This is a genomic window from Polaribacter sejongensis (genome assembly GCF_038024065.1).
Classification (GTDB): Bacteria; Bacteroidota; Bacteroidia; order Flavobacteriales; family Flavobacteriaceae; genus Polaribacter; species Polaribacter sejongensis.
The window spans coordinates 2,089,655-2,103,184 of record NZ_CP150667.1; the positions used below are offsets into that span (position 1 = coordinate 2,089,655).

Annotated in this window: 14 protein-coding genes; 8 read left to right on the forward strand and 6 right to left on the reverse strand. The window is 30.2% G+C overall.

Going from position 1 to position 13,530, the window contains the following annotated elements:
- Positions 1 to 205 precede the first annotated feature (205 nt).
- Both WHD08_RS08700 and WHD08_RS08705 read right to left on the reverse strand, forming a co-directional pair.
- Positions 206 to 979, reverse strand: a complete 774-nt coding sequence (locus WHD08_RS08700) for an alpha/beta fold hydrolase (RefSeq protein WP_208891095.1) — start codon at positions 977 to 979, stop codon at positions 206 to 208.
- Positions 980 to 1,098: 119 nt separating this feature from the next.
- Entirely contained in the window at positions 1,099 to 1,812 is a 714-nt protein-coding gene (locus WHD08_RS08705) for a pyridoxine 5'-phosphate synthase (RefSeq protein WP_208891094.1), read from the reverse strand.
- A gap of 66 nt (positions 1,813 to 1,878) precedes the next feature.
- Between WHD08_RS08705 and WHD08_RS08710 the strand changes: the two genes are divergently transcribed.
- The 8 genes from WHD08_RS08710 (at position 1,879) to murI (ending at position 9,798) form a co-directional block, all read left to right on the forward strand.
- A complete protein-coding gene (locus tag WHD08_RS08710; RefSeq protein WP_244183335.1) occupies positions 1,879 to 2,532 on the forward strand; it encodes a CBS domain-containing protein in 654 nt (217 codons plus the stop codon).
- Positions 2,533 to 2,571: 39 nt separating this feature from the next.
- Positions 2,572 to 3,471, forward strand: a complete 900-nt coding sequence (locus tag WHD08_RS08715; RefSeq protein ID WP_208891092.1) for an NAD kinase — start codon at positions 2,572 to 2,574, stop codon at positions 3,469 to 3,471.
- 104 nt (positions 3,472 to 3,575) lie between these two features.
- Complete coding sequence (locus WHD08_RS08720) at positions 3,576 to 4,274, forward strand: DUF6089 family protein (RefSeq protein ID WP_208891091.1); 699 nt, start codon at positions 3,576 to 3,578, stop codon at positions 4,272 to 4,274.
- A 6-nt stretch (positions 4,275 to 4,280) separates the two neighbouring features.
- Positions 4,281 to 5,024, forward strand: a complete 744-nt coding sequence (locus tag WHD08_RS08725) for an isoprenyl transferase (RefSeq protein WP_165732258.1) — start codon at positions 4,281 to 4,283, stop codon at positions 5,022 to 5,024.
- Positions 5,025 to 5,031: 7 nt separating this feature from the next.
- Entirely contained in the window at positions 5,032 to 7,563 is a 2,532-nt protein-coding gene (gene bamA / locus WHD08_RS08730) for an outer membrane protein assembly factor BamA (RefSeq protein ID WP_208891090.1), read from the forward strand.
- 64 nt (positions 7,564 to 7,627) lie between these two features.
- A complete protein-coding gene (locus tag WHD08_RS08735; RefSeq protein ID WP_165732254.1) occupies positions 7,628 to 8,407 on the forward strand; it encodes an OmpH family outer membrane protein in 780 nt (259 codons plus the stop codon).
- A 19-nt stretch (positions 8,408 to 8,426) separates the two neighbouring features.
- Positions 8,427 to 8,933, forward strand: coding sequence for an OmpH family outer membrane protein (locus WHD08_RS08740; RefSeq protein ID WP_165732252.1), 507 nt, complete (start codon positions 8,427 to 8,429; stop codon positions 8,931 to 8,933).
- Positions 8,934 to 9,000: 67 nt separating this feature from the next.
- On the forward strand, positions 9,001 to 9,798 hold the full coding sequence (gene murI, locus WHD08_RS08745) for a glutamate racemase (RefSeq protein ID WP_208891089.1): 798 nt from the start codon (positions 9,001 to 9,003) through the stop codon (positions 9,796 to 9,798).
- Here murI and WHD08_RS08750 read toward each other — a convergent pair.
- From WHD08_RS08750 to ccoG, 4 genes are all read right to left on the reverse strand, one after another.
- On the reverse strand, positions 9,795 to 10,781 hold the full coding sequence (locus WHD08_RS08750; protein ID WP_208891088.1) for a PorP/SprF family type IX secretion system membrane protein: 987 nt from the start codon (positions 10,779 to 10,781) through the stop codon (positions 9,795 to 9,797). The genes murI and WHD08_RS08750 overlap by 4 nt on opposite strands.
- 155 nt (positions 10,782 to 10,936) lie before the next feature.
- Positions 10,937 to 11,635, reverse strand: coding sequence for a sulfite exporter TauE/SafE family protein (locus WHD08_RS08755; RefSeq protein WP_165732247.1), 699 nt, complete (start codon positions 11,633 to 11,635; stop codon positions 10,937 to 10,939).
- On the reverse strand, positions 11,635 to 12,081 hold the full coding sequence (locus tag WHD08_RS08760) for a FixH family protein (protein WP_165732245.1): 447 nt from the start codon (positions 12,079 to 12,081) through the stop codon (positions 11,635 to 11,637). The genes WHD08_RS08755 and WHD08_RS08760 overlap by 1 nt, the downstream gene beginning before the upstream one ends.
- 8 nt (positions 12,082 to 12,089) lie before the next feature.
- A complete protein-coding gene (gene ccoG / locus WHD08_RS08765) occupies positions 12,090 to 13,511 on the reverse strand; it encodes a cytochrome c oxidase accessory protein CcoG (protein WP_208891087.1) in 1,422 nt (473 codons plus the stop codon).
- Between the last annotated feature and the right edge of the window lie 19 nt (positions 13,512 to 13,530).

Below are 13,530 nucleotides of genomic sequence, written 5' to 3' on the forward strand. Positions count from 1 at the left end.
CTACATTGTATTAAGAGTTCAACTGCTCAACTGAAAATTATTGAACAATTCTTCTTGGTATTTATTTTGTTCCTTGAGCCCTATAAGACACAATACATATGATTCATTGCTAGTTAGAGCCTAATTGAAAACTCATTCGAAATTCCATCTGGCTCGTTTTAGTTTACTAATTTAGTTAATAAAACAAGTAACGAAACCTTAACTATTACTTCAAAAACTCAGAAACTTCAGTGTAAAAATCCTTCGGATTTTCAGCATGCAGCCAATGCCCTGCATTTTTAATTTCTATAATTTTAGAATTCGGAAAATGTGCTTCAATAATTGGTTCTTCGTCTTGTGTAATATAGTCCGATTTTGATCCTTTTAAAAACAACGTTTCTTTTTCGAAAACTGTAAACGAAGGCAAAGCTTCTCCCACAGCAGGATTATTATCTGTTAAAGACTCTAAATTAAATCGAAATGCCAATTGCCCTTTTTCTTTCCAATAGACGTTTTTCAACAGAAACTGACGCACACCAAAATCTGGAATTAAAGCTGACAATTTTTTATCAACCAAAGTTCTGGTATTCTCTACAGAAAAATCAATAGAATTTAATCCAGCTAAAATTGCATTATGATGCGGTTGATACATTCTTGGAGAAATATCAACAACAATTAATTTATCAACCAAATCCGGATACGTTACCGCAAACAACATCGCGGTTTTGCCGCCCATAGAATGCCCAATAATATGTACTGACTCTAGCTGATAATGCTGAATATAAGCATGTAAATCTTCTACTAAAACCTCATAATTAAATTCATCTTCATGAAAGCTACGTCCGTGATTTCTTTGGTCTATTAAATGGACTTGGTAATCTTCAGCAAACTGATTTCCAATTGTTTTCCAGTTATCAGACATTCCAAAATAACCATGTAAAATTAACAATGGTTTTCCTTCCCCTTTTATGGTTGAATGTAATATTGGATTGTTAGACATACTTTATTTTTTATAATTATTACACGGAGATTCGCAGAGAAATCTCAGAGTTTCACAGAATTTTTCTAAAAACTGCGACTGCAACTAAAAACTGATTACTGAGACTGAATACTGTAAACTTATTTCAAACGATGTAAATACATATTTACAACATTCTCTAAACCTAAGTACAAACTCTCTGCAATAAGCGCGTGCCCAATAGAAACTTCTGCCAAATTAGGAATATTTTCTTTAAAGAATTTAATATTATCTAAGCTTAAATCGTGCCCAGCATTAATACCTAAACCTAATTTATGAGCTAAAACAGCAGCTTCCGTATAAGGTTTTATAGCTTCTTTATTTCCTAAATCATATTGCGTTGCAAAATCTTCTGTGTACAATTCTATTCTATCCGCGCCTGTTTTTGCAGCAGCTTCAATCAACTTAGCATCTGTATCAATAAAAATTGAAGTTCTAATTCCGTTTTGTTGAAACTCTCTAATTACTTCTTGTAAAAAAGATTGATGTGTAATGGTATCCCAACCTGCATTAGAAGTAATTGCATCTAAAGCATCTGGTACCAAAGTAACCTGCGTTGGTTTTATTTCTAAGACCAAATCCATAAAAGATTTTATAGGGTTTCCTTCAATATTATATTCGGTAGTAACAATATTTTTTAAATCTCTTGCATCTTGATAACGAATATGTCTTTCGTCTGGTCTTGGGTGAATTGTTATTCCCTGAGCACCAAACTCTTCTATATCACTGGCTACTTTTAACAAATTAGGGACATTTCCTCCACGAGAATTTCTTAAAGTTGCTATTTTATTAATATTTACACTTAACTTTGTCATTGTCTAAAATTAGGCTGCAAATATAATTTATTAAATCATTTTATCCTATATTCGTAAAGCATGAATATGAACGACTATTTATTAGATCAAATAAAACCACTTCGCTTAAAAGACACTGTTAAAAGTGCTCAAAAAGTGTTAAGAAACAATCATATAACACATTTTCCTATTATTGAAAATAATAAATTATTAGGTTCTTTTGCTGAAGATGATATACAAACCATAGAAAATAATAACGAAGAGTTAGTTGAACATGCACATTTATTAAATTCTTTTTTTGCTGATGAAAAAGCAACTCTTTTAGAACTTTTAAAGATTTTTGCAGACAATGACACCAACATTATACCTGTTTTAAATGAAGCCAAAGATTATATTGGTTATTTTGATTTGCGTGATGTTTTAGATGTTTTTTCTACAAGTCCGTTTATGGTTGAAGAAAGTGAGACTTTAATTATAGAGAAATTAAGGAACGACTACTCTATGAGTCAGGTTGTACAAATTATAGAAGCTAGTGGAGGTCAATTATTAGGCTTGTATATTTCCGAAAAGAATTTAGATAATGTACAAGTTACCATCAAAGTAATATCTGAAGAAATAAATGAAATTATGCAAACTTTTAGAAGGTATGATTATAAAATTATATCTATGCATGAAAATGACATTTATTTAGAAGATTTAAAAAGTAGGTCTGAATATTTACAGAAATATTTAGATATGTAAACCTATAAGAATACATTTACAAAAAAATAAAAAAACGTATTGAAAAAAGCAGCAATTTACGGTCAATCATACGCGATTACATCAGAAAAAGAAGTTAAAACATTAATACACGTTTTACAAAAAAATAAGATTGATTTTTATATTGAACATAAGTTTTACAATCTTTTAATAGAACACGAAGTATTAGAAGACTCCTACAAATCATTCGATAATTTTAATGACTTAGACAATAGTTTTGATATTATGCTTACACTTGGTGGAGACGGTACATTTTTACGTTCTGCAACCCATATTAGAGATTTAGACATTCCTATTTTAGGTATAAATACAGGTAGATTAGGTTTTTTAGCCATCGTTGCCAAAGATGTTATAGAAGAAAGTATAAATCTGGTTTTAAAAGGCGAATACACCATACAAGAAAGAACCCTTTTATCTGTGAAGACAGAACCTAAAACAAAAGATTTTGAAGAGTTAAATTTTGCTTTAAATGAAGTAACTGTTGCCAAAAAGAATACTACTTCTATGATTGGGGTAAAAACCTATTTAAATGGAGAGTATCTTACCAATTATTGGGCAGACGGCTTAATTATATCTACACCAACAGGTTCTACAGGCTATTCATTAAGTTGTAACGGACCTGTAATATTACCAGATTCTAAAAACATTGTTATTACACCTATTGCACCGCATAACTTAAATGCAAGACCTATAGTAATCTCCGATGAAACTAAAGTAGAACTAGAAGTAGATTCTAGAGAAAAAAGCTACTTAGTATCTTTAGATTCTAGAGTTACCACGGTAGCCAATCACACAAAAATTTTAATAGAAAAAACAGATTTCACCATTAAAAGTATCTTACCTAAAAACCAATCTTTTTTAAAGACATTAAGAAGTAAACTTTTGTGGGGAGAAGACATTAGAAACAAAACAAATGTTTAACGGAGTACTTACAATATTTCTTTAAAAATGTTGTTATTCAAAAAAGACTATATATTAACTTTATAAAGCAATTTGAAATTTCTATATTTGCCCACTATTTTATAATGAAAAAAAGAATATTATTTTTTGTATTTGTAAGTTTTACCTCCATTTTCATGGGGCAACTTCATGAGGTAGGCCTTACTATTGGAGGTACTAACTATGTTGGTGACATTGGTAAAAACTACTACTTTTACCCGAATGAACTCGCTGGTGGCATTACATACAAGTATAATTGGAATCCTAGAATTGCTTTAAGAGCAACTTACAGCCTTCTACCTATTTCAGGAAATGATGCAGATGCAGACACGGGGTATAGAAGAGATCGATTAGACGCTAGTGGAAAAACATACAATTTTTCTAACAATATAAATGAATTAGCTGTTGGTATCGAATATAATTTCTATGAGTATGATTTATCATCTTATGATAAAACTTGGACTCCTTACCTAATCTTAGAATTGGCTGTTTTTAATCATACAAACGTAAGTTCATACTTACCAACAGGAGGAATAGAAAAATTAGGAAAGAAAACGTCTTTGGCTATTCCTTTCGGTTTTGGTTATAAGTCTAAATTATATGGTACTTTAGCTTTTGCAATTGAAGCAAAATTTAGATATACTTTGGAAGATGATTTAGATTACCTTTCTAACGATACACCAAATGTAAATTTAGACGGCACAGGTAATGACTGGTATATGTTTACTGGGGTTTCTTTAATCTACACATTTGGTAGACCTGCTTGTTATACAAACGGATTATAAAAAACTATGGATAAAAAATTACTAATCGACCTACAAAGAACACCAAAACATGTTGCCATTATAATGGATGGTAATGGCCGTTGGGCTAAAGGTAAAGGAATGAATAGAATTTTCGGCCATAGAAACGCCTTAACCGCTGTTAGAGAGTCTGTTAGTGCAGCTTCTCAAGTAAACATAGAGGCAATTACTTTATACGCTTTTTCTACAGAAAACTGGAACCGCCCTAAATTAGAAGTTGATGCTTTAATGAGTTTATTAATTAATTCTTTAAAAAAGGAATTACCTGGCTTCATGAAAAATGGCGTAAAAGTAAACGCAATTGGAGCTATAGAAAGCTTACCAAAAAAAGCACAAAAAGTATTAGGAGATGTAATTTCTCAAACAAAAGACAACACAGATATTGTATTAACCTTTGCTCTTAGCTATGGTTCTAGAGAAGAAATTGTTAATACTATTAAAAACATATCCAAAAAAGTTGTTAATAATGAGATAAATATCGAAGAAATTGATGAAAATACTATAAATAACCATTTATATACGTTTAATTTGCCCGACGTAGACTTAATGATTAGAACTAGTGGAGAACAACGCATTAGTAATTTCTTATTATGGCAAATGGCATATGCCGAATTATATTTTACAGATATACTTTGGCCAGACTTTAGAGAAGAGCATTTTTACGATGCAATCATAGATTATCAGAATAGAGAACGAAGATTTGGAAAAACAAGCGAACAAATTACAGAATAAATTTTTTATGAAATTACTTTCTGCATCAATAATGTTAACAGCATTATTTTTTACTTTTAGTGCTAAGGCACAAACTGAAATAGATAGTTTATCGACAGTAAAAATAGACACTACCTCTATAAAAGATACATCCTTTGAAAAAGGGAAAGAATACACGCTAGGGGGCATAAGTGTAACCGGTTTAAAAAAGTTTAGTGAAGAAACTGTTAGGGTTTTTACAGGCTTAAGAAATGGGCAACCTATTAAATTACCCGGAGACAAACTTACAAGTGCCATTAAAAAGCTATACGAAAGTAAGCAGTTTAGTAATGTAGATGTTTACCTAGCAAGATTAGATGGTAGCACAGTTTACCTACAATTTGATGTCTTAGAATTACCTCAGTTAAACAATATAACAATTGCAGGTATTAAAAAAGGAAAAGCAAAAGAACTTAAAAAAGATGCTGAATTAAAAAAAGGAGCAATGGTTACTGATAACCTTATTGTTACTACTAAAAATTACTTCACAAAAAAATATACAGATAAAGGTTTCCTAAAAACAAAAGTTAATTTAGATGTTAAAAAAGATACATCAGATATTAACATTGTTAACATGGCTATTTTTATTGATAAAGGCAAAAAAATTAAAATTAAAGACATTAATTTTGTAGGAAATAAAGCGCTTTCTGATAAGAAACTTAAAAAAGCGATGAAAAACACCAAAGAAAAACTTCTTGGTCGTTTTTGGAAAGGATCTAAATATATAGAAGAAGACTTTCAGGAAGATTTAGAAAGTATTTTAGATAAATATAGTAGATTAGGATACAGAGATGCACGTATTCTTAGTGATAAAATTAGTTGGAATGATGACAACACCATCGATATTGATTTAGAATTAGAAGAAGGAAGACAATATAGATTTGCAGAAATTTTATTTGTTGGTAATAAAGAATACACTGCAGAACAACTTCAATTATATTTAAAAATTGAAAAAGGAGACGTATATAATGGTGCTGTTTTAGAAGAGCGAGTTAAAGGTGATGGTAGTCCAACATCTCAAGATATTTCTACTTTATACCAAGATAACGGTTTTTTATTCTCTTCTGTGAATGCTGTAGAAACTAAAGTTAAAAATGATTCTATTACAGTAGAGATTAGAATTAGAGAAGATGAAAAAGCTCGTATTAAAAAAGTAACTGTTTCTGGTAACGACAAAACGAATGACCATGTTTTATTTAGAGAACTACGCGTAAAACCGGGAGACTTATTTAGTAGAAGTGCTATTATTAGATCTATTAGAGAAATTGGTCAATTAGGTTTCTTTGACTCTAATGTTTCGCCAGATGTAATACCAGATTATCAAAATAAAACAGCAGATATAGACTTTTCTGTTGTAGAAAAAGGTGGTAGTCAAATAGAATTACAAGGTGGTTATGGTGGTGGTTCTTTTATAGGAACTTTAGGTTTATCATTCAACAACTTTTCTATAAGAAACATTTTTAACAAGGAGGCTTACAAGCCTTTACCAATGGGAGATGGTCAAACACTATCTTTAAGATTACAAACGAGTAGAACATACAATACATATAGTTTTTCTTTTACAGAACCATGGTTAGGTGGTAAAAAACCAAAATCATTATCTTTTTCTGTATATTCTTCTAATCAATATCAATTAGATTATACTACTTATGATGTAGATAAAAGTAAAAGCTTAGGTATTATTGGAGCTTCTGTAGGATTAGGACAGCGTTTAAAATGGCCAGATGATTTTTTCCAATTATCACAATCTATCAGTTACCAAGCTTTAAAATCTAACAACTATAACTTTGGTTTAGCAGGTTTAAACTTAAACAATGGTACTTTAAACAACCTTTCTTACAATATTTCTTTATCAAGAAACTCTGCAGGACCAAGTTTAATATTCCCTACATACGGATCTGAGTTTACGGTTGGAGCAAAAGCAACATTCCCTTATTCTTTATTGAATAATAAAGATTATAATGACAGTAGTTTAGATGCTGTAGACAAATACAAATGGTTAGAGTACTATAAATTAAATTTTAAAGGAAAATGGTACACTGCATTTACAGACAAATTGGTATTAATGACCAATGCAGAAGCAGGTTATTTAGGTTCTTATAATAGTGATTTAGGAGCAACACCTGTAGAGCGTTATTTTGTTGGTGGAGATGGTATTGCTGCTTACCAATTAGATGGTAGAGAGACAGTAGGTTTAAGAGGATATGAAAACAGTGGACTTTCATCTAACTATGGTGGAACCATTTATAATAAATTTCAATTAGAATTACGTTATTCAATTACAGATGCACCTTCTGCATCTATTTATACACTTGGGTTCTTAGAAGCTGGTAATTCTTATGATGATTTCGATGAGTTTAACCCATTTGATTTAAAACGTTCAGCTGGTGTTGGGGTAAGAATATTTATGCCTGCATTTGGTTTATTAGGAATTGATTTTGCACATGGATTTGATCCATTACCTTTACAGAGTGAAAAATCTGGTTGGCAAACACACTTTATAATTGGAAAACAATTCTAAAAAAACTGCAGCATTGTAAAGGAAAAGTTTTTTTGGCACGGTTTTTTCTAAATACATAATACAAATGAAAAAAATATTTTTAGTAATCGTTCTTTTACTTAGTGTTACTTTTTCTTGGTCTCAAAGGGGTCAATCAATTGCCTATATAGATATGGAGTATATTCTAGAAAATGTTCCAGAATATCTAGATGCGCAAAACACGTTGGATGCTAAAGTTGCAAAATGGAGAAAAAAACTAGATGAACAAGCTAGACATATAGAAATCTTAAAAACAGACTTAGCAAATGAAAAAGCAATTCTAACAAAAGATTTAATTGAAGAGAAAGAAGAAGAAATTAGTTTAAAACAAGTAGAATTAAGAAGACTTGAATCTTTGTACTTTGGACCAAATGGAGATATGTTTTCTGTAAGAAAACAATTGGTTAAGCCAATTCAAGATCAAGTTTACAATGCAATACAAAGTATTTCTTTAAGAAAAAATTATGACTTTGTTTTTGATAAATCTACTGACTTGGTGATGCTATATTCAAATAAAAAATACGATATTAGCGACCTTGTTTTAGCAACTATAGATCGTAGCAGATTAATTGCTGAAAAAGGAAAACAAAGAGAAGAGAGAAACCTAGCTCCTAAAAACGAGTTAACAGATAGACAAAAAGAAGCTCTCGCAAAAAAAGAACAAGCACAAGCAAAGAGAATTGCTGATGTTGAAGCAAAAAAGAAGTTAATCGCAGAAAAAAGAGAAAAACTTTTAAAAGAGCGAGAAGAAAAGAGAGAATTGTTAAGAGCTAAGAAAGAAGCTTTAAGAAAGAAAAAAGAAGAACAAAAAGAAGAACAAGAATAATAATTAAATTAAAACAAGAATGAAAAATTTAAAATCGTTACTATTAATCGCTGTATTTACTTTAGGACTAGCAGGTGTTGCAAATGCACAAAAAATAGGTCATATAGACTTTGAAAAATTAGTTGCTGAAATGCCTCAGACTAAAACTCTAAAATTAGATATGGAGAAGCTTGGTAAAACGTACCAAGATGAGATTACAGGAATGGAAAAGAAAATTGAAGCTACTAGACAAAAGTATGTTGCAGAGTCTAAAGGACAAACCAACGAAACTAATGATACAAGAGCTCAAGAATTACAACAAGAAGCTGCAAAAATTGAGCAAGCAAGAAGATTTGCTTACCAAGATATGCAGAAAAAACAAAATGAAGGTTTACAACCAATCATAGAAAAAGCACAAACTGCTATCGATGCTGTAGCTGCTTCTAAAGGTGTAGTATATGTTTTAGATGCTTCTGTTGGTAAAGGTTTATTAGTTAAAAAAGGTGAAGACTTATTTAACGACGTAAAAGCTAAATTAGGTTTTTAATAAATCTACTTAATATTACAAATTAAAACCTACTGAAATTCAGTAGGTTTTTTTATTTTTACAGAACATGGTAAAACCTAATAAATTTCCTATTGGCATATTCGACTCTGGTGTAGGCGGCACTTCCATTTGGAAAGAAATTAACGCACTTTTACCACAAGAGAATACTATTTATTTATCAGATAGTAAAAACGCTCCTTATGGCGATAAAAGCAAACAAGAGATTATTGATTTATCGATTAAAAACACCGAGTTTTTACTAAAACAAAATTGTAAAATTATAATTGTAGCCTGTAACACTGCAACTACAAACGCCATAAAAGTTTTAAGAGAAAAATACGATATTCCATTTATAGGAATAGAGCCAGCTATTAAAACTGCTGCTTTGCAAACAAAAACCAATACCATTGGCATACTTGCTACAAAAGGGACTTTAAATAGTGAGTTGTTTGAGCAAACATCACATTCCATCAACCAAAAAATTATACGCAAAGAAATAATAGGAACTGGTTTAGTAGAGCTTATAGAAGATGGTAAACTGCACTCTAAGGAGATGACAGCATTATTATCAGCCTATGTTAATCCTTTAATGGAAGAGAACGTAGATTGCTTAGTTTTAGGTTGCACACACTACCCTTACTTAATTCCACAAATAAGAAAATTGGTTGGAAATAAAATTCAAATTATAGATTCTGGTCAAGCCGTAGCAAGACAAACCAAAAATATTTTAGAAAAACATTTACTAATAAATAAGAATAAAGAAAAAGGTGTACATCAATTTTTTATCAACAAAGAAAAAAATGTATTAGAAATGTTAGTTTCTGATAAAAGCAATACAAGAATAGTTACTGAAAAAGATTTTTAGAAACCGATAAATGAATTATTAATATTAGGCATACTACGCCAATTTTTATCTTGCGTCCATAAGTTAATCCCTAAAGTTAATTGATGAAATCCTGTTTTTGTTAAAACTACATCTCCTATTTGGTTTGTATAGGTATAAGAAAACATAACGTTTTTATAGTTTAAACCAACTATTGGAGATACAAATTGGGAGTTCTCAACAGCATCGGCATCAAAACTTCTTCTATAAGACAAAGCTAACCATAATTGATAGTTGTTAAGCGTTTTATATCCTTTTAAATTAAAATCTGCAATTTTCTGTCCTGTATTTTCCTTTACTTGAAGCATAAAGGAAGGTTCTAATTGAAAATAATAATTTTCATCATAATAATATCCAGCAGAAAAAACATAATTCCTTAAATTTAAAGGTTCTGAAACATTTAAATTATTTTTAGCTGTTAATAATAAATTCTTTACTGTAAAATAAGATGAAAAACCTCCTCTATGGTAAGCAGCACTAAAATCTGAATTATAATAACTACTAGTTTCTATTGTTTGACTGATAGATGGATCTCCAGTAAAACTACTTTGATCGGATTGATTTTGAACAAATGTAAAAGACAACCCGAAAGATAATTGCTCAAAATAATTACCATTATCATTTAAAGGTAAATGATACGCATACGTACCTTGAATTCCTTTTTGAGAGTGATATCCATTTTTATCATTAAACAAAACTACACCAAAAGCTGCATTTGTTTCAGCGCCAAATCTAGAATGGAAACTTATAGTTTGCAAAGCAGGTGCATCTGGTATACCAGACCATTGCTGTCTTGCTGTAAAACGTAATTTACTAGAATTACCAATACCTGCAGCAGATGGGTGCACCAAATACACGTTATCAGATAAATAATCTTGATAAATCGGTAATGTTTCTTGTGCGTAATTTTTTAAAGAAAAAAACAAAACACATAGTAAACAATATTTTACGTAATTTAATTTCATTAAAGAAAAAGTATTATAAGATATCAAATATATTCTTTTTCTTATAGAAAACACTTTTCAAGTTAAAAATTTTGTACAATTAGTTGTATACATTTCATCTAACAGGCTAAATATATGATTAATACAGAAAATTTAAAGAGAAAGAATAAAAACAGTTAATGACAAATTTCATTCGCATTAATAACATCTATAACCGGAGCAGGAGAAACATAAGGAATTCCAAGACCTAGTCCTCTTAAAACAAATAAAACCCCAATAAATACAACCACAACGGGTATTGCTTTTTGAATTTTTTTTCTAAGAGTACCTTTGGTAAAGTTGCCCAGGTAAACGACAGAAGTCATTAAAGGAATAGTACCCAAACCAAATAAAAACATGTATAAACTTCCTGAAAAAGCATTTGTAGTAGCTAAAGCTCCAAAAACAGCCATATAGACCAAACCACAAGGTAAAAATCCATTTAAAAAACCGATGGTAAAAAAAGTGTCATTTCTCTTCTTTTTCAACTCTTTGCCTAATGCATTCTTTACTTTAAAAATAACTTTATTGATGCCCTTAGAAAAATTTATTTTTGAAAAAAATCTAGGAAAAATCACCATCAAAATCATACTGACACCAACAATTATAGATAGTTGCTGTTGAAATCCGAAGAAATAAAACCCCTTACCTAAAAACCCAAATAATAAACCGATAAGACTATAACTAAATAACCGACCAAAATGATAGCTTAAAATTTGGAGAAAACCTTTAGTTTTATTTTGTCTATCAATTGGCAACATAAAGGCAATAGGTCCGCACATACCAACACAGTGGAAACTACCTAATAACCCAAATAATATTGCCGATAAAAACATTAATACTGTATTTCTCTTTTAATTAAGTATTCTTTATCCTTATATTTGAAGGCTAAATTAATGTTCCAACGACCATCTAATAAACGTTTCTCAGGCACGAGCAAATATGTATTAGAGATTGAAATAGGTATTTCAAAATCTAATTGTTTATTAGACGGTCTATATAGGAACACTTTTCCTGTAATTTCATTTGGAGATAACTCTTTAGGAAATTCTATTTTTAAACCTTCTACTGTTCTTTGAATAGTTACTTTATCTTTATACTTGGCGCCATTTTGCTCTGCATTAATTTCACCTTGAAAATGTACTTCTTGTTGATAATAATTTTCTGTAACTAAATCGTAACTATAAGATTTATCTGTACTCATAGTAATAACCATGTATAAAATAAAACTCATAAAAGCGACTATTGCAATAGTAATTCCTGTTCCCCAATTAAATTTCATAATGTTGTTTATTTGTAACTTCTAGGTCCTAAAAAGTTGGTTATGGTAGTTTCAATTAATTCGTCGCCACTATAAACACCTATTTCTAACTTAATTTTATCTTTTTTTAATGCTGATGAATTTATTTCTATAAATAAAGTTCCTTCGGCTAAACCTTGTTTAGGAATACTAAAATCTTGATTGGTTACTAATTTTATAGTTCCTTTTTGAGACATTAGTTTATAGCTAACGTCATTTATATCTTTGGTTGTTTTATTTATCACCTTAAAAGTATACACATTACTAATAATGTTATTTTCTTTATGTTGATACAATTGCCCTGGTAACCTTAAAATAGTTGCTTCAACATCATTTCTTAAAAACAACATTCCTATTAAAACTCCTACTAAAATAAATAAGACTGCAGAATACCCTTTAATTCTTGCATTTAGTTTAAAAGGTTTCTTCTTCTCGATATTTTCTTCGCTTTCGTATCGTATTAATCCTTTTGGTAAACCAACACTTTCCATCATGTGATCACATTCATCAATACAAGCAGTACAATTTACACACTCTAATTGTGTACCGTTTCTAATATCTATCCCGGTAGGGCAAACAACAACACATTGTTTACAATCTATACAATCTCCTTTACCAATAGCCTCTCTATCTTCGTTTTTCTTAAACTTAGATCTTCCTGCCTCTCGTTCACCTCGTTTATGATCGTATGCTACGTTAATGGTTTTGTTATCTAATAAAACTCCTTGCAGTCTACCATACGGACAAGCAATAATACAAACCTGCTCTCTAAACCATGCAAAAATAAAATAGAAAACACACGTAAATATAATTAATGAAATTAGCGTACTTGTATTGTCTAAAGGACTGCCAGTTATGTAAGTTATTAATGTGTCACCACCAATTAAATATGCTAGAAACACATTGGCAATCAGAAAAGAAATAACAAAGAAAATAAACCATTTTAAAAGTCTTTTTCTAATTTTATCAGCGTTCCAAGCTTGTTTATCTAAACGTATTTGCTTTCCTCTATCTCCATCAATCCAGTATTCTACTTTTCTAAAAACCATTTCTAAAAAAATGGTTTGCGGACAAATCCATCCACAGAAAATACGACCAAAAATAACTGTAAATAGAATGATAAACACAACACCTACAATCATTGAAATTACCAATAAGTAAAAGTCTTGTGGCCAAAAAGGAAATCCAAAAATATTAAATTTACGTTCTATAACATTAAAGAGCAAAAACTGATTCCCATTAATCTTTATAAAAGGAGCTGCTAAAAGAAATGCTAATAAAAAGTAACTTACGTAAGACCTGTATTTATAAAATTTTCCACTAGGCTTTTTAGGAAAAACCCAAGAACGGTTACCAGATTTATCAATCGTACCAATACTATCTCTAAATTGTTCGTTTTTAGGAGTTTCCATAAATCTACTAATTAACTTG

Coding starts and splice junctions, on each gene's coding strand:
- WHD08_RS08700 (WP_208891095.1), bottom strand. CDS start 979: ATGTCTAACAATCCAATATTACATTCAACCATAAAAGGGGAAGGAAAA.
- WHD08_RS08705 (WP_208891094.1), bottom strand. CDS start 1,812: ATGACAAAGTTAAGTGTAAATATTAATAAAATAGCAACTTTAAGAAAT.
- WHD08_RS08710 (WP_244183335.1), top strand. CDS start 1,879: ATGAACGACTATTTATTAGATCAAATAAAACCACTTCGCTTAAAAGAC.
- WHD08_RS08720 (WP_208891091.1), top strand. CDS start 3,576: ATGAAAAAAAGAATATTATTTTTTGTATTTGTAAGTTTTACCTCCATT.
- WHD08_RS08725 (WP_165732258.1), top strand. CDS start 4,281: ATGGATAAAAAATTACTAATCGACCTACAAAGAACACCAAAACATGTT.
- bamA (WP_208891090.1), top strand. CDS start 5,032: ATGAAATTACTTTCTGCATCAATAATGTTAACAGCATTATTTTTTACT.
- WHD08_RS08735 (WP_165732254.1), top strand. CDS start 7,628: ATGAAAAAAATATTTTTAGTAATCGTTCTTTTACTTAGTGTTACTTTT.
- WHD08_RS08740 (WP_165732252.1), top strand. CDS start 8,427: ATGAAAAATTTAAAATCGTTACTATTAATCGCTGTATTTACTTTAGGA.
- murI (WP_208891089.1), top strand. CDS start 9,001: ATGGTAAAACCTAATAAATTTCCTATTGGCATATTCGACTCTGGTGTA.
- WHD08_RS08750 (WP_208891088.1), bottom strand. CDS start 10,781: ATGAAATTAAATTACGTAAAATATTGTTTACTATGTGTTTTGTTTTTT.
- WHD08_RS08755 (WP_165732247.1), bottom strand. CDS start 11,635: ATGTTTTTATCGGCAATATTATTTGGGTTATTAGGTAGTTTCCACTGT.
- WHD08_RS08760 (WP_165732245.1), bottom strand. CDS start 12,081: ATGAAATTTAATTGGGGAACAGGAATTACTATTGCAATAGTCGCTTTT.
- ccoG (WP_208891087.1), bottom strand. CDS start 13,511: ATGGAAACTCCTAAAAACGAACAATTTAGAGATAGTATTGGTACGATT.